The organism is Fictibacillus iocasae (assembly GCF_042665465.1).
GTDB lineage: Bacteria > Bacillota > Bacilli > Bacillales > Fictibacillaceae > Fictibacillus > Fictibacillus iocasae.
Genome location: NZ_JBHTCP010000048.1, coordinates 26,403 through 47,076, shown reverse-complemented (window position 1 = coordinate 47,076; position 20,674 = coordinate 26,403). Strand labels below are relative to the sequence as shown.

Below are 20,674 nucleotides of genomic sequence, written 5' to 3'. Positions count from 1 at the left end.
ATGCAGGAGCACACTAAAAAAGAAAACAGCAGAATACGCTCCTGCTGTAACAATTCGACAGTTTTTAAGCTTTGTCCTGTACATAGTGCACAATCTTCAATACCGTTTTACGCGGTAAAAGCCGGATGGCAGAAGCAAGAAACTTATTTTTTGCGCCGGGAATCACGAGCCTTTTGCCAGACTGCATCGCTTTGTAGCCAGCAAGTGCCACATCCTCAACATTCATCGCTCCCGATTTGAACAAACGAGAAGAGCCCAGGTTGGCACGTGCTTCAAAATTTGTCGCCGTCGCTCCAGGGGCGAGAGCGGTAACCGTAATATTCGTGTTGCGAAGCTCGAAGCTTAAAGCCTCTGAGAACGAAAGCACGTATGCTTTAGTCGCATAATAAACAGCCATCAGGGGACCCGGCTGAAAAGCAGCCGTTGAGGCGACGTTTAAAATTCTTCCGCGGTTACGGCTGATCATTCCTGGAAGAAGCCGTTTCGTCAGCTCGGTCAGTGCCATGATGTTTACTTGAATCATATCCCGTTCTTCTTCCCATTTTGTATCCCTAAAGGGTCCGTATGCCGCAAAGCCAGCGTTGTTCACAAGCATGTCCACCGATAAATCTCTGCGGTTCAATTCATCAACAAGCTGCCGCGGTGCTTCTGGCTGGCTTAAGTCTTGCGCGATATAGGCTGCGTTAATCCTGTATTCCGCTTGAAGCTCTGTGGCGATCTTCTGCAGCTGTTCTTCATTTCTAGCAGTCAGGATGAGGGAATAGCCATCTTTGGCAAACCGTTTTGCCAAAGATAAACCGATTCCAGAAGAAGCACCAGTAATGAGTACATATCTATTGTTCATCTAAGTTCATCTCCTTTTTATTATGTTTAAACGTTTAAACATATAGACATTATAGCGTGCCAAAAAAGTAAAGGCAAGTCCAAAGACCGGGGTCAGGTACGTTTTAATGTATCTCTTGATCATAAGCACCCTAAATTGAGATGGTACCGGACCCCTGCAAAGAACGCCTGCAAGGACTCTGCAAGGAACAAGGAACTTCTGCATTGGCAAAGAGACTATATATTGGCAGCTGGTTTTCTGCATATGAAGAAGCGTTTAACACAAAATAGAGTCAAGGAGGTGATACACATGGCAGACAACAGAAGCTCAAACCAATTAGTCGTACCTGGAGCTCAGCAAGCTATCGACCAGATGAAATACGAAATCGCTTCCGAGTTCGGTGTCCAGTTAGGACCAGACGCAACAGCTCGCGCTAACGGATCAGTTGGTGGAGAGATCACGAAGCGTCTTGTACAAATGGCTCAACAGCAATTTGGCGGACAACGATAACTCTATACTCATGGCTGTAAGGGATGGAGCAATCCATCCCTTTTAATTAAACAACTGTTTAAAAACGAGGTGCCCGACATGTCTGTATGCCCGCTTTGCAATCAACTACATACCATTGTGATCCGATGTCCAGATTGCGGAAATGAAGCAGATGATAAAGGGAAACTGTCTGATTATTACGATGATTACAGTCCATATATGGAAACAGACAAGATAAAGATGGAAGACGGATTTCCTCATGATAGCAGTGATTTTCAATGCCCTCATGTATTTTGCTGCCGGCTGTGCAATCAAGAGGTTTTATTTTTTATTAGTGAATGGGAATGAAATATAAAAAGCTCTGTTCGTAGTATGCGTGAACAGAGCTTTCCTTATGATTTGATCAATAGCCTTTTTTCTATGACCACTCGAATATAATCCAGTATAATCGTCAAAATCCAATAAATAAGAGCCGCTTCAAGCAGGATAGGGAGCACGACGAGGCTTGATGCACTGCGCTGATCGGCAATTAACGTCAATTCAGGCACAGTAATGACCGATGCAAGAGAAGAGGCTTTCACAATATCAATCAATGAGTTCCAGACGGAAGGGATGGATACTCTCCATGCCTGAGGAAAAATGACTTCTTTAAATGTTGTATAACGGCTCATGCCGAGCGAATAGGCTGCTTCCCATTGACCTTTGTCGATCGACTGTATGGCACCGCGGTACGATTCCGCAATATAAGCGCTAAAATGCATGATCAACCCCGCAAGAGCAGCCTGCCAGCCTTCTACAATGAAAAGCCATGTAAATCCGTTATAAAAGATAAGAAGCTGAATGAGAAGTGGCGTGCCTCGGAAAAATGAGATGTAAAGCTTAGCTGCATTCGCCAAAAAACCGTTAGATGACATCCTCATTAAAGCAACCACTAGGCCGAGTGCTAGGGCTCCAAATATGGATGCCGTGCTTAAAATGACAGTAAGACGAGCTCCCTCCAATAAATAAGGAAGGGAGTCCGTCATGTACTCAAGTGTTTTATTCACTTACATCTTCACCGAAGTATTTTTTCGAAAGCTTGGCAAGCGTACCGTCTTTCTTCATCTCGGCAAGAGCTTTATCCACTTTTTTCACAAGATCTTTGTTGCCCTTTAAGAAGGCAAATGCCATTTCGTTTTCATTGAACGGCTTTCCAACTGCTTTTACTTTATAATCGGTTTTCTTTAGTTCTGTCAATATAAACAGCTCATCGTTCATCGCTGCATCCACTCGCTTAACGTTTAAGTCAGCCAGCACTTGCGCGATGCCTTTATAGTATTTCAAGTTCGCTCCAGCTTTTTCTGCTTCTGCTGCATAGTTAGAGCCTTGTGTCGTTCCGACCGTCTTCCCTTTAAAATCTTCAATTCCTTTAATGTCCTTGTTGTCTTGATTCACGATAACCATTCCGCCAGACACCGTATACGGAGTAGAGAAGTCATATTGTCCTTTACGCTCGTCTGTGATCGTGACTTGGTTTGCAACCATGTCGAAACGCTTGGAATCAAGAGAAGTAAACATGTTCTTCCACTCTGTTGGAACAAACTTCGCTTCCATACCCATTCGTTTAGCTACTTCCTTCGCTACTTCCACATCATAGCCTGTAATTTCGTTTGTCTTGCTGTCACGATAAGAGAAAGGAGGGTAAGTGGCTTCCGTTCCGATTGTCAGAACATCTCCTTTTTCTTTGCCGCCTTCTTCTTTTTCAGATTTCCCGCAAGCCGCAAGAACACCTGTCATCAACACTGCCGTAAGCAGCATAATCACCCATTTTTTCATGGTATGTACCTCCTGATGGTAGTTAAATCAATTCCGATAAAACATATCCGAATTTCTCTATTTTAAAGAGAACACTACGGAAATGTCAATTATTATTCATCATTCCCGAACTTGGAAAAAATTCACCCTAAAATACAATAATATTTTAGCAACCTTTGGTGCTTTTTTTAGTACGCTTTTTTTAGTATTCAGGTAAGTGGTTGATTTCCGTTTCAGGCGCACGCTTTCCGCGGGGCAGGCGGTGAGCCCCTTCGCTAGCCAAGCGCCATTGAAGGATCCTCACCTGACCGCTTGTCCCGCAGGATAAGGAAGGCGACGCAGCAAGGCATCGCACGAAGAAAATGTGAACTTCATTTTCGAGGAGTCGGCGCCTTACACTCCAATCAACCTGGCTAGGACGAATTCAAGGTGCCAAAAGATTTAAAAGTATTTCTTTAGAATTTAAACGGAAATATTTTTACTTATCTAAAATTCGTTAAAAGATAAAATAAAAAAGACTGCCATGTCAGGCAGCCTCTTATTATAGAGATTATCGAATACGAAGTTCGCTTTCTTTGTCGAAGAAGTGTGCTTTGTTCATGTCGAACGCTAGGGAGATGTTCTGTCCGTTTACGACATCTGTACGAGAATCAACGCGTGCGATGAAGTCTTGTCCGGAAACGGTGGAATAAAGGAATGTTTCTGCTCCCATTAGCTCAGCTACGTCAATTTTAGCTTCAATGCGAGTGTTTGCTGAAGATTCTAGGAACACCGGCTCATCGTGGATATCTTCTGGACGAATGCCTAGAACGATATCTTTGTTCAAGTAGCCGCGTTCTTTAAGTACCTTCATTTTGCCGCCTGGGATCGCTACTTTTACATCACCGATCTTGAAGAACCCATCCTCAAGTGTTCCGTTAATGAAGTTCATTGCCGGACTTCCGATAAATCCGCCAACAAAGATGTTTTCAGGTGTGTCATAAACTTCCTTCGGCGAACCTACTTGCTGAATGTGGCCGTCCTTCATAACAACGATACGAGTCGCCATCGTCATCGCTTCAGTCTGATCGTGTGTTACATAGATCGTTGTCGTCTGAAGACGCTGGTGAAGCTTAGTGATTTCCGCACGCATCTGCACACGCAATTTCGCATCAAGGTTGGAAAGAGGCTCGTCCATCAAGAATACTTTTGCGTCACGAACGATTGCACGGCCGAGGGCAACACGCTGACGCTGTCCGCCGGAAAGAGCTTTTGGCTTACGGTCAAGGTACTGTTCAAGACCAAGGATGCGTGCTGCTTCTTTTACACGCTTGTCGATTTCTTCCTTGCTGAACTTGCGAAGCTTCAAACCGAATGCCATGTTGTCATAGACGTTCATGTGCGGGTAAAGCGCGTAGTTCTGGAATACCATCGCGATGTCGCGGTCTTTTGGAGCTACGTCGTTTACAACACGACCGTCAATAACTAGATCTCCCTCTGAGATGTCTTCAAGACCCGCGATCATACGAAGTGTAGTAGACTTACCACAGCCTGATGGACCGACGAATACGATAAATTCTTTGTCCGCGATATCTAGGTTGAAATCATGTACGGCTGTTACTTTATTGTCATAGCGTTTTACGATATTTTTCAGTGCGATTCCTGCCATTATAAAAAGCCCCTTTCAAATGCGTAAATGAAAACGTTTACGTTATAAAGCTAGATTACACGCTGAAAGGGCTTTCGTAAATGGATAGTGTGCCTAAAAAAAAGTCCGCTTAATTAGGCACATTGCACAAAGTGAAAACTAGGGGTCCGGTACGCTTCGTACCGGACCCCTAGTTTTCATTAATTTTTCCTGAGTGCTCTTTATAATAGAGCGAAATAAACGGGAAGTGCTTCTTGAAACTGTCTGACGTCAATTCCTGTCCGTTCGGCAAATCGGTCCACTCGGTATTGCAGGCTGTTGCGGTGTATATACAGTTTTTTAGCGGCAACAGAGATGTTGAACCCGCTCTCGATATAGATTTTTATACTTTGAACCATTTCTTTATCCTGCAAGATTTCTTCAGGTAAGATCGAAGAAAGCATTTGCTTCGTGTAAGGTGCCGCACCATTTAACAGCAGATAGGGAATGATGTCGCTTAACGCATATACATCTTTTGGCGGCAGCATGCTGGTGGAAGATTGAAAAGCACCGCGCTCACTTTGAAAGACTGCGGCAGGATCCGCGCTGTCCTGGTGCCAGATTCCTGCAAAAAGCTGCACGTCCATATAAAGGTCAGACGTGACAAGCTCCTTGAAACCAGAATATGCTTCTTCGTCACAATCACTAATTTCCTGCTCGATAATCACGCCGCTCTTTTGATCAGGGTGGAGAACGAATACAGAAGAGCGCGAGAACAATCCTTCTATCGCTTGCCGAAATGCAGCGGGTTCTTGAAGATGCTGTTTAAAGAAGAAATGAAGAAAACGAAAGCTTCCCTTTCCTTCATATGGACGGTTGTTAAAGAGAACCTGATGCCACTGGTTTTCATGGTGTGTTAACACCGAATCGTTTTGGTCAAGTTGACAAAGTGACAGCAGAAGGGAGGCTTCGCTTTTCGTCAAGCTGTCCAGATCAATCGCGAATTTCTCTCCAGTTGGCGTCTTCAGCCAAGTATGCTGTGCATCACTGTCATCAAGGCTTGTCACAATTTTTCCTGCATAGTGCTTTTGGAGCTGCTCGAGCATCACATTCGTGTCCTTTCCGTCTTATCCTTGCTATGATGATATCATCATATAACACTTTGGACAAAACTCGCAAAACCGGGGAACGGCCGTAAATAGAGGAGGGAGACGGATGAAAAGATGTCCTTGAGTGACAGCAGAAACGGTCGTGTACGACTGGAACGATGATCGAATTATCACGTCAGCCACAGAATGGAGAAGGACGGCTAAGAAGCCACTACTTCTAACTTTTGACGATGGCCCGTCCAGCCAGCTTATAAAGATGCTGGATATTTTAAAAAAGCATGAAACAAAGGCCATCTTTTTCTGGCAGACTCGTTTGATCTATGAAAGAAGGCCATGGGCGAGGGTGCTCGAGGATGGACACATGATTGGAGCCCATTCCATTCACCATCCGGACCTAAGTAGACTTTCTTATTCTTTACAGGAAAAGGAGATTATAGGCAGTGTCCGAAAGATTGAGAGCATTACCGGACATCGCGTGAGCTTTTTCAGGCCTCCGTTTGGGAGCTATAATGACGACACGCTCCACATTCTTTCCAAACATAAGCTAAAGCCTTTGCTTTGGAATGTTGCAGGCCTGGACTGGGAATGGAAGCATGAGCCTCAACGGATTGTTACGAATGTTATGGAACATGTTAAAGAAGGCTCGATTCTTCTTCTTCATGAACTAATCCAGACAACAGCTGTATTGGATAAACTCATCACACAGCTGAAAAAGGAAGGATATGAGTTTATCCTTCCTGAGTAAGAGATGAGAGGGGAGATGATTATTTTTCTGCTTCTTGCTCTTTTTTAGCATGAATCAGCCACTTGTCTCTCCTATTCTTGCTGCTGGTAAATCCAGAAAGATAAAGTGCATATTGAAACGGAAGCCTTACTGTGCGCTCCTTTTGTGAGGTAAGGAGCGGATGATCAAAAATCCCGCGGCCAGGCTTTGCGTTCGCTTCAAAAAGCCAGATTCTCCCTTGCTTGTCGAGCCCAAAGTCAAACCCGATTTCACCGATCGGGCCGGGTAATCTTTTATCTAAAGAGCGGCTGAGCAGCAGCGCCGCTTTGCCAATTTCTTTTACAAGGCTAAGCCCGGCTGCCTGACTGCCGCAGTATTCACTAAAAGAGATGACCTCGCCACCATTTCCAGTATGCGTTGTAACAACAGATTCTCCGCAAATCTTAACAGCAGCCGCTGATACTTCCCACTGTCCGGCACTATTTTTATTTGTATGAAAACGGAAATCCGTTCGCCTGCCTCTGATTTCAACAAGGTCAATCCCTTGCTGCAGCAATGTGGGGGCACTCCCGAAAAGGGAAGAGTAAAGCCTTTCAGCCGAATGATAGGTGTGTGCAGACACACTGTCCTTATGCTGCTTGCGGCAATAAAAGCCAGTTGGCCTTTTCGTAATGCAAACCACGCCTTTTCCGAGGCTTCCTTCAGACGGCTTCACGAAAAGTTCAGGATATTTATCTGTCATTTCAATAAAGTTTTCAAGTGTAGGGTTGAAATGTGTTTCCGGCAAGTAGGATTGGCAATCAGAATCTTGAACAAGCTGTTGGTGAACCGTTCCTTTATCAAAAAAGGAAGGGTTGAAAAGAGCGGTTTTGCCTTTTTCCCGCATCCACGCTAACGCCTTTTTATAGGGCTTCGACTGCTCAGTCTTTCGGTCAGGCAGCTTGTTATATACCACATCTGGAACAGGAACCTCGCATTGCATCCATTCTTTTTCGCGAAGAAACCATCCATTAATTTTCCGTCTATCATACTGGATGTTTCGACAGCTGAACAAAAAGGGCAAACAGCCCTCTTCTTTTCCGGCAGATAAATAGCCTTCAAAAAAGGCGGCGTAGGAAGAAGCATCCGGCTGAAAGCCTTCTGACAGGATGCCAACAAGCGGACCAATACGCAAGCATCCATTCACAACGGCTATGCTCATACACGTTTCAAACGGAAGACCTAGCTCAGCCCAAACACCTTCACTCAACCAAACCTCTGATTGTTGTTTATGAAAAGATACGGTTATTCCTTCAACCAAACATTTTCCAAACGATACCGAATGGATGTGATCACTTGCCTCGCTCCATATTTCAGGCACCACCGCACAATGGCCATTTAGCTCTGCTTTTTTTAATAATTGAAAATACGTATCAACCATTAGGCATGTCTCCTTTAAACATCATCGTGTTGGAAGTATATGCGCCCCCAGCTTGCCCTACACCATTTCAGGTTTGTATAATAAAGAGTGCTTGTGATGGCTTATTACGGTCCGGCATTTAACAGTGGATATGATGATCAAAAGTCGTTGTGTACGGATTTTTCTAAACTGAAAATAGGAGATCAATGAATGGATATATTTATCACGATGTCGCTGATGGTCATTATTGGAGCCTTGATTGGAGGACTCACGAACCTTATTGCCATAAAGATGCTTTTTCGACCATTTAATACCCTCTATATAGGTAAGTTCAGGGTTCCTTTTACCCCTGGACTCATTCCAAAACGGCGTCATCAGCTGGCTGTTCAGCTCGGGGAGACGGTAACGACCCATCTATTAACCGCAGAGGGTGTAAAAGGGAAGATCAATGATCCCGTGTTCACGAACGAACTGACAGAATGGACTCAGCAAGAGGTGAAACGATTTCTTCAAAGTGACAAATCGGTGTCATATTGGCTCGAGCAGCAGTTTGAGATGAAAGATGCAGAACAGGTACTGAAAGAAAAAGCAGAGAGTTGGATCAAGGAAAAGTTAGAAGATTTATTTACTGGATGGCGAGAAGAGCAGCTTGGGACTATTATGCCGGCAGGCTGGAGCGAAAAGGCTGAAGAGAAGATCCCGGAGCTCAGCCGTCTCATGCTAAAGAAAGCGGAAGAATATTTGGAAAGCAGTCAAGGAAAAGCAGCACTCACAAAAGGTGTGGACGCGTTTCTGATGGATAAAGGCACTCTCGTAAACATGGTGTCTATGTTTTTCGGCAACATTAGCATCGCCGAAAAAATCAGGCCAGAGCTTTTAAAATTCTTACGTCAGCCGCAAACAGAACAAACAGTGAACGAGCTTTTACAAAAAGAATGGAAAAACCTAAAAGAGAAAAAATGGGCGGACCTTGAGAAAACAGTTGGTCAATCCGGTAAGCTTAAAGACGAAGCGGCTGCCATAATCGCTGGCCAGCTGCCAATCGACAGCCTTTTATCCAAGCCTCTCAAAGAATGGACAACACCGATTGAGGAAACACTGACTGAAAAAATGGTTCCTAAAGCCGTCGCGCTAGGGATGCAGTTGGTAACCGAAAGGCTTGAACTTCTGCTCAGCAAGATCAACCTTGCCAAGATTGTAGAAGAACAAGTCGAAACGTTCTCGCTTGAAAGGCTTGAGGCCATTATCATCGCCATCGCTAATTCGGAGCTGAAAATGATTACGTGGCTTGGAGCGCTGCTCGGAGGCTTGATCGGTGTCGTTCAAGGATTACTTGTGCTCGTTTTATAATCTTTGTTATAGTGTTAACCGAATGGTGAATCAAAAGGAGGACATACGATGTCAAACGTTTATGATATTGCATACGATCTTGAAAAAGCATTGCGCAGCAGCAGTGATTTTCAAGAATTGAAGAAAATGTACGATGAAGTGAACGCGAATGAAGACACGAAAAAACTTTTCGAGGAATTTCGTGACTTGCAATTGGGTCTTCAGCAAAAGCAGATGACAGGTCAAGAAATTACAGAAGAAGAAGTTCAGCAGGCACAAAGCGTGTTCCAAAGTGTTCAGGAAAATGAAACGATTTCCAAGCTTATGGCGGCTGAACAGCGCATGAGCATGATCGTAGCGGAAATGAACAAGATTATCACGAAGCCATTAGAAGAGCTGTACGGCCCAATGGTTAACAACTAATTTAATTAGATGGGATAATAGAAGCCGCCTCAAAAGGTCTTGGAAACGACACTTTTGTGGCGGCTTTATTGTTTGTTCCGGGAGCGCGGGCGCATTCGACAATAATACGGCTCACATTCTGTGAAGTACAGGCGATGTCCTATGTCGCGCGGCTGCAAAATCAAATTCACGGGCGATTGACGCTACTTTACGGCTGATATTCCGTTATTTACCATAGTTAAACACTTGTCTAGAAAAAGTCCTGATGCCAGGTGATGCCAGGGGTCCGGTACTTCTCGTACCGGACCCCTGCTCGTTTTTTGTACTACCATCCTCCTATATCGCATAGAGTTAAAGTAGTTATCATTCTAGTGTGATAAGAGAAGGGGGAGTACCATGGTATACAGACTACTGGCGATCGACATCGATGGGACCCTGTTAAGAAGCAACTTTCGCATTGACCGTGAAACACGCGAGGCAATCGATTATGTAAAAGGCAAAGGGGTGTACGTTACACTAGCATCAGGAAGAAGCTTTCCATCCACACAAAAAATCGCAAAAGCGCTGAAGCTCGACAGCTGCTTAATCAGTCATAATGGCGGATTTCTTGCTAAGAACGTAGATGACCCGATTTACGAAAGAAGAATCAGTACAGAAGATGCATACAAAATGGCAGACACTCTTGAAAACTATGAATGTCATGTGAGGATGGTGCACGAGCGCTTTGCCGTCGGTAACCAAATGAGGCAGAAAAGCCAGCTCGTCGCTAAATTAACGTTAAGCACGGGGGACCCGCTCTTTTATCCGGTAACATTTACTGAGAACTTAGCAGAACACGTACTGACGCAAGATATATCACCACCGAAGATTGATGTTCAATTTTTTGATGAGAAAGAAAAAGAGTCAGCTGAGATCTATATGAAAACACACTACCCGGCATTTGAGTACTCCTCTTCTTCCAAGTGCCATTTCGAGATTACTGCTCCTAAGGTAACAAAGGGTGCTGCGCTAAAGGTGCTGAGCGAGCGGCTTGGCATTAAGTCGCACGAAACCGTAGCGGTTGGGGATTCTTATAATGACAAGGACATGATTGAATACGCAGGCCTTGGCGTTGCGATGGCCAATGCACCTGATGAGATCAAGAGCTGTGCAAAATGGATCACACGGACGAACGACCAGCTTGGCGTTTCTTACATGATTAAAGAAGTGTTCCGCAAGCAGATGCGATCACAGATAATGCATAAGTAAGAAAGTTTTTTTAAAGCCCTTCACCTACCAGGGCTTTTTTCTATGTTGTAAACTCTTAAAGCGGCAATAATATCTTTTGTAATATCCGTTAATTGGATAAAATGAGGGATAACAATAAAAACAAAGGGGCTTGTAGCGTGACCATTACATTTCGCAAATTAACAGAAGAGGATGCAGCAGCATTTAGGAAGGTTCGTTTAGAGGCGTTAGAAAAATACCCTGACTCGTTCTTGGTCACGAAAGAACAGCAAGAAAGCATGACTGAAGAACAGCAGCGTCAGCGTTTTCGAAATCATCAGCAGGGGCAGTTTATTGCCGGCGCATTTTCAGGAGACGAGCTTGTCGGTATGATGGGCGTTATGCAAGAAATGAGAGAGAAAATCAAGCACAAGGCGGCGCTGGTAGCCGTTTATATGAGTGAAAAATATCAAGGTGCCGGGATTGCCGGAAAGCTGCTTGACTACAGTATTCAGCAAGCCAAGAAAATCGGAGGAATCGAACAGCTGCAGCTCGCTGTAGCCACCGATAATGATCCTGCCATAAACCTTTATAAAAGAAAAGGATTCCAAGTTTACGGAACAGAGAAAAATGCGCTGAAATCGGATGGCCGTTATATTGATGAACATCTAATGGTGCTGTTTCTTTAACTCGAATGGTGTAAGAAAATGCCGAAAACATTACAACTATGTTAAAAAGGGCAAAAATGAAAGGGTTTTCATTCATCCTGTCGAATCCTTATCACGAAAGAAACACAACTATTAAGGGAGGATTCAAATGGAAAAAACAGCAGTAAGTTTTCAGCTAAAGCCGAAAGTAGCCGAGTTTCTAAATGGAACGAAAAAACTCTTTATCAATGGTGAATGGGTAGCATCGGCGTCTGGCAAAACATTTGAAACGTTAAACCCTTCGACTGGAGAAGTTCTCGCACTTGTATCTGAGGGCGGAACAGAAGACATTGACCGTGCGGTAAAAGCGGCACGTGCTGCCTTTGAAACCGGATATTGGTCAAAGATGCCTGCAGCAAAACGCAGTCATTTAATTTACAAGCTAGCTGACTTAATGGAACAAAATAAAGAAGAGCTTGCACAGCTCGACACGCTTGATAACGGTAAGCCGATCGGCGAAACGATGAACGCTGACGTCCCTCTTGCGATCGAACACTTCCGTTATTATGCTGGATGGTCAACGAAAATTGTCGGACAGACTATTCCTGTAGCAGGCAGCTTCTTTAACTACACACGTCACGAGGCACTAGGCGTAGTCGGACAAATCATTCCTTGGAACTTCCCGCTTTTAATGGCGGCTTGGAAACTTGGAGCGGCTCTTGCAACGGGATGTACCATTGTTCTTAAGCCGGCAGAGCAGACACCATTATCTGCACTGTACTTGGCGCAGTTAGCAGCTGAAGCCGGGTTCCCGGAAGGTGTCTTGAACGTAGTTACAGGAGCGGGCGAAACGGGAGCGGCACTTGTTGACCACCATGATGTGGACAAGATCGCGTTTACCGGTTCAACGGAAGTCGGCAAGCTGATCATGAGGAACGCTTCTCAGACGCTGAAGCGCGTGACGCTTGAGCTTGGAGGGAAATCACCGAACATCATCCTTCCTGACGCTGACATGAGCCGCGCGATTCCAGGAGCGCTCAGCGGAATCATGTTCAACCAAGGGCAGGTCTGCTGTGCTGGATCACGACTGTTCATTCAGAAGAAATCGTTCGACAACGTGGTAGCTGACCTTGTGTCACATGCGAAAAAGATTAAGCAAGGACCTGGGCTTGATCCTGAAACGAACATGGGGCCGCTTGTATCTGAGGAGCAGCATAACCGCGTACTCAGCTACATTCAAAAAGGCCAAGAAGAGGGAGCTGAGCTTCTGACTGGCGGAAATGTTCCTTTTGAAAGAGGATATTTTGTCGAGCCGACGATCTTCGCCGATGTGGATGATAAGATGACGATCGCAAAAGAAGAGATCTTCGGGCCGGTTGTCGCAGCGATGCCGTTTGAAGACCTGGATGAAGTGATCGGGCGTGCGAACAATTCCGAGTACGGACTCGCTGCAGGGCTCTGGACAGAGAACCTCAAAACCGCTCATTATGTATCCAGCAAGCTTCGTGCAGGGACAGTATGGGTGAACTGCTATAACGCATTTGATGCGGCATCACCTTTCGGAGGCTACAAGCAGTCCGGCATGGGCCGCGAAATGGGTTCATATGCACTGAATAACTATACAGAAGTAAAGAGCGTCTGGGTTAACCTTAAGTAATTACTGCACCCAGAACCTCTGATATGGGGTCAGCATACGAACGGGAAAAAGGACTTTCTCTTAGGCAATACGCTTTAGAGAAAGTCCTTTTACTTGTTTTAAAATAGTCACAGCATGACCTTGATAAACCGCAAGCCTGTGTCATCATAATCCAGGCTTCTGTAAAAGTCATGCGTATCGGTGCGGTGTTTTCCGCTGTTGAGCAGGATAGCCGTGCAGCCCTGCTCTTTTGCCCATTCTTCCCCGTAATGGACCAATGCTTTACCAAACCCATTGCCGCGAAATTCTTCGCTGACGACCAGTGCTGTAATTCTTGCGTACGTGCCGTTTTTCTCAAAATAGCGGCCGATGGCAAGACCAATCATGCCGGTGATGCGCTCCTCGTAACACGACACAAAACAAGCATAACTGCCGTCTTGAAGCAGAAAGGACAACCGTTCTTCCATTTCTTCCTGAAGCGTTGGATAGCCAAGCTCTCCCATTAAATAAGCAAGATCACCGCTGTCTTCTATTCCCGCTTTGCGAATCGCATACGTGCTCATATTCATCACCTCGCATCCCCTAACGATGGAAAAGAAGCAGCTGGCCTTTTGGCGAAGTGAGACGGTGCGTTTTTTCTTCTGCATTCAATTCCTTCAAACGCTCTTCTCCCAGCTTTTTCGCTTCCTTGTCATCATTAGCCTTTAGTGCCTCATCCGCTATTTTATCACCATTTTTTTCATATACCGTTAACGTATAAGATAACATCATGTATCGCTCCTTTCTCTCTTTTTTCGTAATTCGCTATATCTCGACTTTTTCCTTCTGCGTCTTTCATTTATTATGATTTTGTAAATGGTGAGGACCTTTGTGTGGTCTGTTAAGCTAGTCGCACATGCAAAATGTTTTCATATGGAAAATATGTAAATATATCCAATTAGGAGAAGTCGTATAGTACACTAGAAGGAGGGGGGAGATAACATGCTTCATATTCAGCAGGTAAAGAAGAACTTCGGATCATTTACAGCAGTCGATTCGTTAAACCTTGAACTTGAGCAAGGCGGTATATTTGGGCTGTTAGGAGCAAATGGTGCAGGCAAGACGACGACATTTCGAATGATACTTGGGCTTCTCACACCAAGTGCGGGAAGCATTACTTGGAAAGGTCAGGCACTTTCCTATGAAACAAGCGATAAGATTGGCTATCTTCCAGAAGAAAGAGGGCTGTATCCGAAGCTGACGGTAAAAGAACAGCTAATGTATCTAGGTAAGCTGCGCGGAATGAAAACGGCGGACATTCTGCAATCAACTGACAGGTGGCTGCAGCGTTTCCAAGCGGAAGCCTATTTGAACATAAAAGTGGAATCACTTTCAAAAGGGAACCAGCAAAAAATCCAATTTATTGCAGCTGTTCTTCATGACCCCGAGCTGCTGATTCTTGACGAGCCATTCAGCGGGCTTGATCCTGTTAATGTTGAGCTCCTAAAAGGTGCTGTGAAAGAATTGAATAAAAGCGGCACGACGATTTTGTTCTCCAGTCATCGGATGGAGCATGTGGAAGAGCTTTGTCAGAACATTTGCATCATGCATAAAGGGAAATCAGCTGTCAGCGGACACTTAAAAGAAATTAAACGGTCGTTCGGCAGGAAGAATGTTGTCGTAATGGCTGATTTTAATGTGAGCTATTTAGCCGAGATGGATGGCGTCGTTCATCATCATCTTTTAGAAGAAGGAATAAGACTGCAAGTGAATCAAGAGGAAACGGCTCAGGATATTTTCAGAAGCATTCAGAACAAAGGGACAGTCACTAAATTTGAACTAGAAGAGCCATCACTTCATGATATTTTCATAGAAAAGGTTGGTGCAGTCAATGAGTAAGTTTCTGGTCGTGCTGTTTCATACATACAAGACGAAGATTAAATCGAAGCCGTTCATCCTTTCAACCGCCATCACCATTGCCTTGCTGTTTGTAATTGCGAATATGGATCAAATCGTGAAGGTATTTAGTGGAGACGGTCCAGATAAGATAGGTGTGATCGATGAGTCTGGAGAGTTTCTGCCTTTGCTGAAAGAACAGGCGAAACCTTTAAAAGAGGACCTTCAGGTAGTTGAAATAGAAGATGAAGAAAGTGCGAAGAAAAGCGTAGCTTCAGGAAAATTGGAAGGCTATTTGATCATTAAAAAAAGCGGGGAGGGATTGCCTGAAGGCACCTTTAAGGCAGACGATGTCACAAAGCAAAGCCAAGTTGACGATCTTCAAAATGCGCTGCAGCAGGTGAAGAACGTCGTGTCAGTTCAGTCACTTGGCCTTACCAAAAATGATGTAGAACGACTGTATTCACCGGTAGGGTTTGAGAAAGTATCATTGCTTGAAAGCGCAAAAAGTGAAGAGGAAGCAAGTCAGGCATATATTCTTGTTTATATCCTGCTGTTTTTCATGTACATGGCTGTTATGATGTACGGAACGATGATTGCAACAGAAGTGGCGACCGAAAAATCATCCCGCGTGATGGAGATTTTAATTTCAAGTGTGTCACCAGTCAAGCAGATGTTCGGCAAAATATTCGGTATTGTACTCGTTGCTTTTACACAGCTCATCATATTCGGGTTCGCTTCCTACAGTGCTCTGCAGCTGAATCAAGAGCTGAGTGGTAAAGACAGTTTGCTAACGTTTCTTGATTTTAACAGTATTCCAGCTTCTTTGTTTAGTTTCGCGGTCCTTTACTTTTTGTTAGGCTTCTTCATGTATGCCACATTGTTCGCGATGCTTGGCTCACTGATCAGCAGAGTAGAGGAAGTGAACAGCTTGCTGACGCCGCTCATTATGGTCATTGTCGGCGCATTTCTTATTGCGATGTACGGACGGGAGAACCCTGAATCAGCCCTTGTTACAGGTGCTTCCTACTTTCCACTGTTTACGCCCATGATCATGCTGCTGCGGGTGGGGATGACGGAAATGCCAGTATGGGAAATTATGCTAAGTATCGCCATATTAATGGCTGCTATTGCTTCCTTTGCAGTAATAGGCGCACGAGTGTACCGCGGTGGTGTTCTCATGTATGGAGGAAGTCCATCTTTAAAGCTAGTTAAGCAGGCACTGATTATGTCAAAGGAAGAAAAGAATGTAAATAGATAAAGTAAGGAAGCGGCTTGGCGAATTTACGCTTGGCCGCTTTTTCCTATTATGAACTAAGAATGAGACAGAACATCCGTTTGTTTTTCTCTCATACATACCGTTTAAAGTGTTAAAATAATGAAAGAATAAGAGAGACAAAGGATGTGCTGATCATGGTGACATTTGTTCATTGCGCGGATCTTCATTTAGACAGTCCGTTTAAGGGGCTGGGCAGTTTGCCTGCATCCATTTTTCAACGATTGCAAGAAAGCACGTTTGCAGCCTTCTCCAAGCTGGTGGACATAGCTATTGCGGAAGAAACGGATTTTATGCTTGTGGCAGGAGACATTTTTGACGGAGACATGAGAAGCTTAAAGGCACAATATCGTTTCAAAAAGGAAATGGAAAAACTTAACCGCAGCAACATCAAAGTCTATATATCTCACGGAAACCATGACCACCTTGGAGGACAGTGGACAGAGCTGGACTGGCCGGAGAACGTGACATTCTTTTCAGGAAAGGATGTTGAAAAGGCGGTATTTAAGAAAAATGGCAGAACAGAGGCTGTCATCTACGGGTTCAGCTACGAAACGAGAGCCGTAACAGAAAATCGGACAAACCAATATCCTGTGAAAACGGGAGACGTCCTCCACATCGGCATGCTGCATGGCCAGGCCGCTGGCTATACGGGACACGATCCTTACGCACCTTTCTTGCTTCAAGAGCTGATAAGCAAAAACTACGATTATTGGGCACTCGGCCACATTCATAAACGAAGTGATCTTTCCATTGATCCGCCAATTCGTTATTCAGGCAATATCCAAGGCCGTCACAAAAATGAGACAGGTGAAAAAGGAGCTTATATCGTAGAGCTGGATAAGGACGGAGAAAGCAGCCGCTTCATTTCAACTTCAGATATTATCTGGAAAGAAGAATCTCTGCAGATGGAAAACATCGAAAGTGAGAATGATCTTTTAAACACTTGTTTAAAAATTAAGGAAACATGTAGAGAAGACTCAAAAGGTGTGCTACTGAAACTGGTACTGACGGGTAAAAGTCCAATATTCCTATCGTTATCTTCTTTTCTAAGTGAGCTTCATGATGTGCTGAACGAAGAGGAGTCAGAAGGGGATTTTGTGTTTGTACACGAAATCGCTAACGAAAGCTGGCCAGATCGTTCTATGACCAATGTACAAACCGGTTTTTGGGCAGACGTGCAGCAGATGATGGAAAAGAATGATGTTATGAATGAATCATTAATAGAGCTTTATGGTCACAGACAGGCGGCCAAATTTCTTGATCAGCTATCAGAAGACGATGTGAAAGAGGTTATGAGGCTGGCTCAAAATGAGCTGTTAATGGAACGATTAAAGAACTGAACAAGAGAGGAGGAGCAGAGGCGTGACAAGGATTAAGCATCTTTATATTTACCAATTTGGCGGTTTAAAGCAATGGGAATGCCGCGATTTATCTTCTGGCCTGAATGTATTTTACGGCGAAAACGAGGCTGGCAAGACGACCATCATGCAGTTTATTGCGGCAGTATTGTTCGGTTTCCCTCATAAGCAGAACGGCAGCAGCCGCTATGAGCCTAAGGATGGCGGAAGGCGCGGGGGGAAAATCGTTTTTCACGATCCGGAATATGGCGAGATGGCCATCCAGCGAGTGGACGGTGCAAAAGCGGCTGGTGAGGTTATCGTTACTCTTGAGAACGGCGAAACACACGGTGAGGAGTATTTAAGAGAATGGCTTGGCAACCTGGACAGAACATTCTTTCACGGTATCTTCTGCTTTGGTCTGGATGGCCTTCAGAAGCTGGATCGTTTAAGTGAAAGCGAACTCGGAGACTTTCTTCTTGGAGCTGGGATGACAGGCGGAGAGAATTTAGCGGCACTTGAGAGCCGTCTGGAAAAGAAAGCAAGCCAGTTCTTTAAGCCAGGCGGCAGGAAGCCGATTATAAACAGCAAGATCGCCGAGCTGAAGGAAGCAGAAGAAAATCTGGTAAAGTGGAAAAAGAAAAATGAAAGCTACTCCAGGCTGTCCTCTGAGAAAGAGCAGGTATCAGCTGAAAAAGATAAGCTGGATCAGTCGATTAAAGAGGCTGAGAAGGAAATGATGAAGCTGGAAAAGTGGAAGGAGCTCTCGCCTGTTCTGCAAAAGTGGAGTGAAAACAGGCGCTTCATAAACGAAACAGCCAGTCTTACGTTTCCCGAAGACGGAGTGAGAAGATACGAGTCATGGCGTGCTCAGGCTGTCTCACTGCAAGGCGAACTGCATTATTTAGAGAATAAGATGGACGGCATTTTAAAAGAAATGGATCAAGTAAAGCCCTTATCCGTTACCATCAGCCGTGAAGAACTTGCTCGTTTGAACGAGCAATATCAGCGCATCACATTATGGATAGAAGAAGCGGCTGCGACAAAAGCTTCGTTACACGAGAGCAGCCGGAAAATACGAGAACTTGAAAAAGAAGCGGGAGAAGAATGGACAAAAGACACCGTTCAATCGTTCTCTCTATCCCTTGCGGCTAAAAACAGCTGGCATGAGCTGTTTCAAGGACTGCAGCAGCTTCAGCAAAGAAAAGATTTGCTTAACGAACAGCTTGCTCGTACACAAAAACGGCTCGAGCAAGCTGAAGCAGATGAACAGTCGCTTCGGCAGATGCTTCTTCCGGCCAAAGAACGCGCGAAACGAGTGGAAAAAAGAAATTCCTTATTCAGTGATCAGCCTGTATCGGAGCTTGCTGATGATTACGAATATGTGAAGCGGAAGCTCGACGAGAAGAAAAGGACAGGCAGCTCCGGTTTCCCTTGGGGTGCAGCTGCGCTTGCTTTAGGGATCGTCTTGTTCCTAATCGCTGCCATTAGTGATAATAGATTGTTTTATCCAGCTGCAGTCGCTCTCTTAGCAGGTGTTTTCCTGCTCTTGTCATCTTGGAGAAAAAATCAGGCGTTACAGATGCTGATAAAGGAAGAAGAAAGGTTGCGTCCTTATCGAAAAACGGCCAGTGCCATTAAGCGAGAGGGGTGGCTTGAAGAATTAGAACGGGATGATGAGCATAGGCAGGAATGGAAAATTGCGTTAAGGGCCGTTCAAGAGGAAGAGAAAAAGTATCATGAAATCGCGCATGAACTGGATCAGGCAGAGGTGAAGGAACTTAAACTCTATCGAGAGGCTGACACGTGGAGAGAACGCCACGGCTGGCAGGCATCTGAAAACATGCTTTTCACAGCAGGTATACTAGATGTCATCGCCAAGCTGAAGAATCAGCATGAAGAAGAAGACCGTATGAACGCTAAGCTGGCAAAGAATGAACAAGAGATTTCCCGTTTCGAAAAACATGTGGCTCACTATGCAGCCGCTTCTGAGTTGACCGGCAGCGATCCTGGTTATTGGTTAAAAGAGTTGACGATACGTCTCGATCAAAAGGAAAAGTCAGAAGAGCGTTTGCAGGAAATTAAAAAGCAGCATGCTTCATTAGCTGACCGGGCAAAGGAAATTTCAAGCATGCTTGCGAGTGTGGAAGAAGAAATCTCAAGTCTTCTTAAAGCAGCTGACTGCACTGATGAAAATGCTTTTTACACTGCCGCTAAACGTTACGAGGAGTATGTTAGCCGAAAGCAGTCATTACATGAAGCAGAGTGGCATTTATCCTCTCTCGGCTATAGTGATGATCGACTTGAGGAGATAGCGAAGTTCATAATAGAAGATCCTGAAAAGCTCGAAGAAAAACGTATGTCGATGGCTTCTATACTTCCAGAAATGAAGAAAAACAGAGATCGTTTGGCAGAAACGTCTTCGCAGCTTGATTACGAGAGGAAAGCGCTGCTTGAGGATGGGACTTATTCAGCAGCCGTTCATACATTTGAACAGCTGAAGAGTGAGCTGCACATGCTGGCAAAACAATGGGCGGTCAGCCGGCTCGCCAACTCCGCTCTTCAAAAAACGAGAGAAAAATACAGGACAGAGAAACTTCCGGCTGTACTTACCGCTGCATCCAGCTTGTTCACGGCTGCCGTGAAGGGAAGGTACGAGAAAGTGATGCTCGATCAGCATGGGGTTCTTTATGTCCAGGATCAGCAGAATACGAGATTTTACCCATCAGAACTAAGCAAAGGAACTGCAGAACTGCTCTATTTATGCATAAGAGCTGCTCTCGCGCTGCATGCAAACAGCAAGGAAATGCTCATGATTATGGACGATATAACGGTAAACTTTGATAAGAGGAGAACCGGTCAGGCCGCACATCTCATTGAAAATATCGCTAAACAAAGGCAAGTGCTGTATTTTACTTGCCATGAACATGTTTTGAGCGTGTTCTCAAACAAAAACGTGTATGATATGAAAGCGAAAACGACAGTGTAAAACATCTGACAACCCTGCTTCTGGGCTGAT

At 44.8% G+C, this 20,674-nt stretch carries 19 protein-coding genes; 11 read left to right on the top strand and 8 right to left on the bottom strand.

The genetic code is table 11. From position 1 onward, the window contains the following. Positions 1–64: 64 nt before the first annotated feature. A complete protein-coding gene (locus ACFQPF_RS14630; protein ID WP_379750456.1) occupies positions 65–844 on the bottom strand; it encodes an SDR family NAD(P)-dependent oxidoreductase in 780 nt (259 codons plus the stop codon). Between the two features lie 288 nt (positions 845–1,132). Between ACFQPF_RS14630 and ACFQPF_RS14625 the strand changes: the two genes are divergently transcribed. Then, complete coding sequence (locus tag ACFQPF_RS14625) at positions 1,133–1,333, top strand: alpha/beta-type small acid-soluble spore protein (RefSeq protein ID WP_379750455.1); 201 nt, start codon at positions 1,133–1,135, stop codon at positions 1,331–1,333. Between the two features lie 371 nt (positions 1,334–1,704). Here the strand turns inward: ACFQPF_RS14625 and ACFQPF_RS14620 are convergent, their stop codons facing one another. The 4 genes from ACFQPF_RS14620 to ACFQPF_RS14605 form a co-directional block, all read right to left on the bottom strand. Next, positions 1,705–2,358: an amino acid ABC transporter permease gene (locus ACFQPF_RS14620; RefSeq protein ID WP_379750454.1), complete on the bottom strand. Its 654-nt coding sequence runs from the start codon at positions 2,356–2,358 to the stop codon at positions 1,705–1,707. Then, positions 2,351–3,127: a transporter substrate-binding domain-containing protein gene (locus ACFQPF_RS14615; RefSeq protein WP_379750453.1), complete on the bottom strand. Its 777-nt coding sequence runs from the start codon at positions 3,125–3,127 to the stop codon at positions 2,351–2,353. The genes ACFQPF_RS14620 and ACFQPF_RS14615 overlap by 8 nt, the downstream gene beginning before the upstream one ends. 529 nt (positions 3,128–3,656) lie before the next feature. Further along, positions 3,657–4,754: an ABC transporter ATP-binding protein gene (locus ACFQPF_RS14610; RefSeq protein WP_379750452.1), complete on the bottom strand. Its 1,098-nt coding sequence runs from the start codon at positions 4,752–4,754 to the stop codon at positions 3,657–3,659. 200 nt (positions 4,755–4,954) lie between these two features. Beyond that, positions 4,955–5,818: a PucR family transcriptional regulator gene (locus ACFQPF_RS14605; protein ID WP_379750451.1), complete on the bottom strand. Its 864-nt coding sequence runs from the start codon at positions 5,816–5,818 to the stop codon at positions 4,955–4,957. Between the two features lie 127 nt (positions 5,819–5,945). Between ACFQPF_RS14605 and ACFQPF_RS14600 the strand changes: the two genes are divergently transcribed. Beyond that, on the top strand, positions 5,946–6,566 hold the full coding sequence (locus ACFQPF_RS14600) for a polysaccharide deacetylase family protein (protein WP_379750450.1): 621 nt from the start codon (positions 5,946–5,948) through the stop codon (positions 6,564–6,566). A gap of 19 nt (positions 6,567–6,585) precedes the next feature. Here the strand turns inward: ACFQPF_RS14600 and ACFQPF_RS14595 are convergent, their stop codons facing one another. Then, positions 6,586–7,965 (bottom strand): YheC/YheD family endospore coat-associated protein, encoded by a 1,380-nt coding sequence (locus ACFQPF_RS14595; protein WP_379750449.1) that lies wholly within the window; start codon positions 7,963–7,965, stop codon positions 6,586–6,588. A gap of 189 nt (positions 7,966–8,154) precedes the next feature. Here ACFQPF_RS14595 and ACFQPF_RS14590 point away from each other — a divergent pair, with 189 nt between their 5' ends. From ACFQPF_RS14590 to ACFQPF_RS14570, 5 genes are all read left to right on the top strand, one after another. Then, a complete protein-coding gene (locus tag ACFQPF_RS14590) occupies positions 8,155–9,294 on the top strand; it encodes a DUF445 domain-containing protein (protein ID WP_379750448.1) in 1,140 nt (379 codons plus the stop codon). A gap of 48 nt (positions 9,295–9,342) precedes the next feature. Continuing rightward, positions 9,343–9,696 carry a YlbF/YmcA family competence regulator gene (locus ACFQPF_RS14585; RefSeq protein WP_379750447.1) on the top strand — a complete coding sequence of 118 codons (354 nt, stop codon included), beginning with the start codon at positions 9,343–9,345 and terminating at the stop codon, positions 9,694–9,696. A 375-nt stretch (positions 9,697–10,071) separates the two neighbouring features. Continuing rightward, positions 10,072–10,923 carry a Cof-type HAD-IIB family hydrolase gene (locus ACFQPF_RS14580; protein WP_379750446.1) on the top strand — a complete coding sequence of 284 codons (852 nt, stop codon included), beginning with the start codon at positions 10,072–10,074 and terminating at the stop codon, positions 10,921–10,923. Between the two features lie 137 nt (positions 10,924–11,060). Next, positions 11,061–11,570, top strand: a complete 510-nt coding sequence (locus ACFQPF_RS14575) for a GNAT family N-acetyltransferase (protein ID WP_379750445.1) — start codon at positions 11,061–11,063, stop codon at positions 11,568–11,570. A 127-nt stretch (positions 11,571–11,697) separates the two neighbouring features. Further along, positions 11,698–13,185: an aldehyde dehydrogenase family protein gene (locus tag ACFQPF_RS14570; protein WP_379750444.1), complete on the top strand. Its 1,488-nt coding sequence runs from the start codon at positions 11,698–11,700 to the stop codon at positions 13,183–13,185. 107 nt (positions 13,186–13,292) lie between these two features. Here the strand turns inward: ACFQPF_RS14570 and ACFQPF_RS14565 are convergent, their stop codons facing one another. Both ACFQPF_RS14565 and ACFQPF_RS14560 read right to left on the bottom strand, forming a co-directional pair. Continuing rightward, the gene (locus ACFQPF_RS14565) at positions 13,293–13,733 is read right to left on the bottom strand and encodes a GNAT family N-acetyltransferase (RefSeq protein WP_379750443.1); all 441 of its coding nucleotides are present in this window, start codon (positions 13,731–13,733) and stop codon (positions 13,293–13,295) included. 13 nt (positions 13,734–13,746) lie between these two features. Further along, a complete protein-coding gene (locus ACFQPF_RS14560) occupies positions 13,747–13,935 on the bottom strand; it encodes a YhzD family protein (protein WP_379750442.1) in 189 nt (62 codons plus the stop codon). Positions 13,936–14,145: 210 nt separating this feature from the next. On the opposite strand from ACFQPF_RS14560, the gene ACFQPF_RS14555 reads away from it, so the two are divergent. The 4 genes from ACFQPF_RS14555 (at position 14,146) to ACFQPF_RS14540 (ending at position 20,644) form a co-directional block, all read left to right on the top strand. Then, a complete protein-coding gene (locus ACFQPF_RS14555; protein WP_379750441.1) occupies positions 14,146–15,042 on the top strand; it encodes an ABC transporter ATP-binding protein in 897 nt (298 codons plus the stop codon). After that, positions 15,035–16,300, top strand: coding sequence for an ABC transporter permease (locus tag ACFQPF_RS14550; protein ID WP_379750440.1), 1,266 nt, complete (start codon positions 15,035–15,037; stop codon positions 16,298–16,300). Before ACFQPF_RS14555 ends, ACFQPF_RS14550 begins: the two co-directional genes overlap by 8 nt. 152 nt (positions 16,301–16,452) lie before the next feature. Further along, positions 16,453–17,658, top strand: coding sequence for a metallophosphoesterase family protein (locus tag ACFQPF_RS14545; protein WP_379750439.1), 1,206 nt, complete (start codon positions 16,453–16,455; stop codon positions 17,656–17,658). Between the two features lie 22 nt (positions 17,659–17,680). Then, entirely contained in the window at positions 17,681–20,644 is a 2,964-nt protein-coding gene (locus ACFQPF_RS14540) for an ATP-binding protein (RefSeq protein ID WP_379750438.1), read from the top strand. Positions 20,645–20,674 lie beyond the last annotated feature (30 nt).

Bases quoted from the DNA above. Each gene is read 5' to 3' on its own strand.
- ACFQPF_RS14545 (WP_379750439.1), top strand. From the start codon at position 16,453: ATGGTGACATTTGTTCATTGCGCGGATCTTCATTTAGACAGTCCGTTT.
- ACFQPF_RS14625 (WP_379750455.1), top strand. From the start codon at position 1,133: ATGGCAGACAACAGAAGCTCAAACCAATTAGTCGTACCTGGAGCTCAG.
- ACFQPF_RS14605 (WP_379750451.1), bottom strand. From the start codon at position 5,818: ATGCTCGAGCAGCTCCAAAAGCACTATGCAGGAAAAATTGTGACAAGC.
- ACFQPF_RS14580 (WP_379750446.1), top strand. From the start codon at position 10,072: ATGGTATACAGACTACTGGCGATCGACATCGATGGGACCCTGTTAAGA.
- ACFQPF_RS14550 (WP_379750440.1), top strand. From the start codon at position 15,035: ATGAGTAAGTTTCTGGTCGTGCTGTTTCATACATACAAGACGAAGATT.
- ACFQPF_RS14560 (WP_379750442.1), bottom strand. From the start codon at position 13,935: ATGATGTTATCTTATACGTTAACGGTATATGAAAAAAATGGTGATAAA.
- ACFQPF_RS14565 (WP_379750443.1), bottom strand. From the start codon at position 13,733: ATGAATATGAGCACGTATGCGATTCGCAAAGCGGGAATAGAAGACAGC.
- ACFQPF_RS14630 (WP_379750456.1), bottom strand. From the start codon at position 844: ATGAACAATAGATATGTACTCATTACTGGTGCTTCTTCTGGAATCGGT.
- ACFQPF_RS14555 (WP_379750441.1), top strand. From the start codon at position 14,146: ATGCTTCATATTCAGCAGGTAAAGAAGAACTTCGGATCATTTACAGCA.
- ACFQPF_RS14595 (WP_379750449.1), bottom strand. From the start codon at position 7,965: ATGGTTGATACGTATTTTCAATTATTAAAAAAAGCAGAGCTAAATGGC.
- ACFQPF_RS14615 (WP_379750453.1), bottom strand. From the start codon at position 3,127: ATGAAAAAATGGGTGATTATGCTGCTTACGGCAGTGTTGATGACAGGT.
- ACFQPF_RS14610 (WP_379750452.1), bottom strand. From the start codon at position 4,754: ATGGCAGGAATCGCACTGAAAAATATCGTAAAACGCTATGACAATAAA.
- ACFQPF_RS14585 (WP_379750447.1), top strand. From the start codon at position 9,343: ATGTCAAACGTTTATGATATTGCATACGATCTTGAAAAAGCATTGCGC.
- ACFQPF_RS14570 (WP_379750444.1), top strand. From the start codon at position 11,698: ATGGAAAAAACAGCAGTAAGTTTTCAGCTAAAGCCGAAAGTAGCCGAG.
- ACFQPF_RS14590 (WP_379750448.1), top strand. From the start codon at position 8,155: ATGGATATATTTATCACGATGTCGCTGATGGTCATTATTGGAGCCTTG.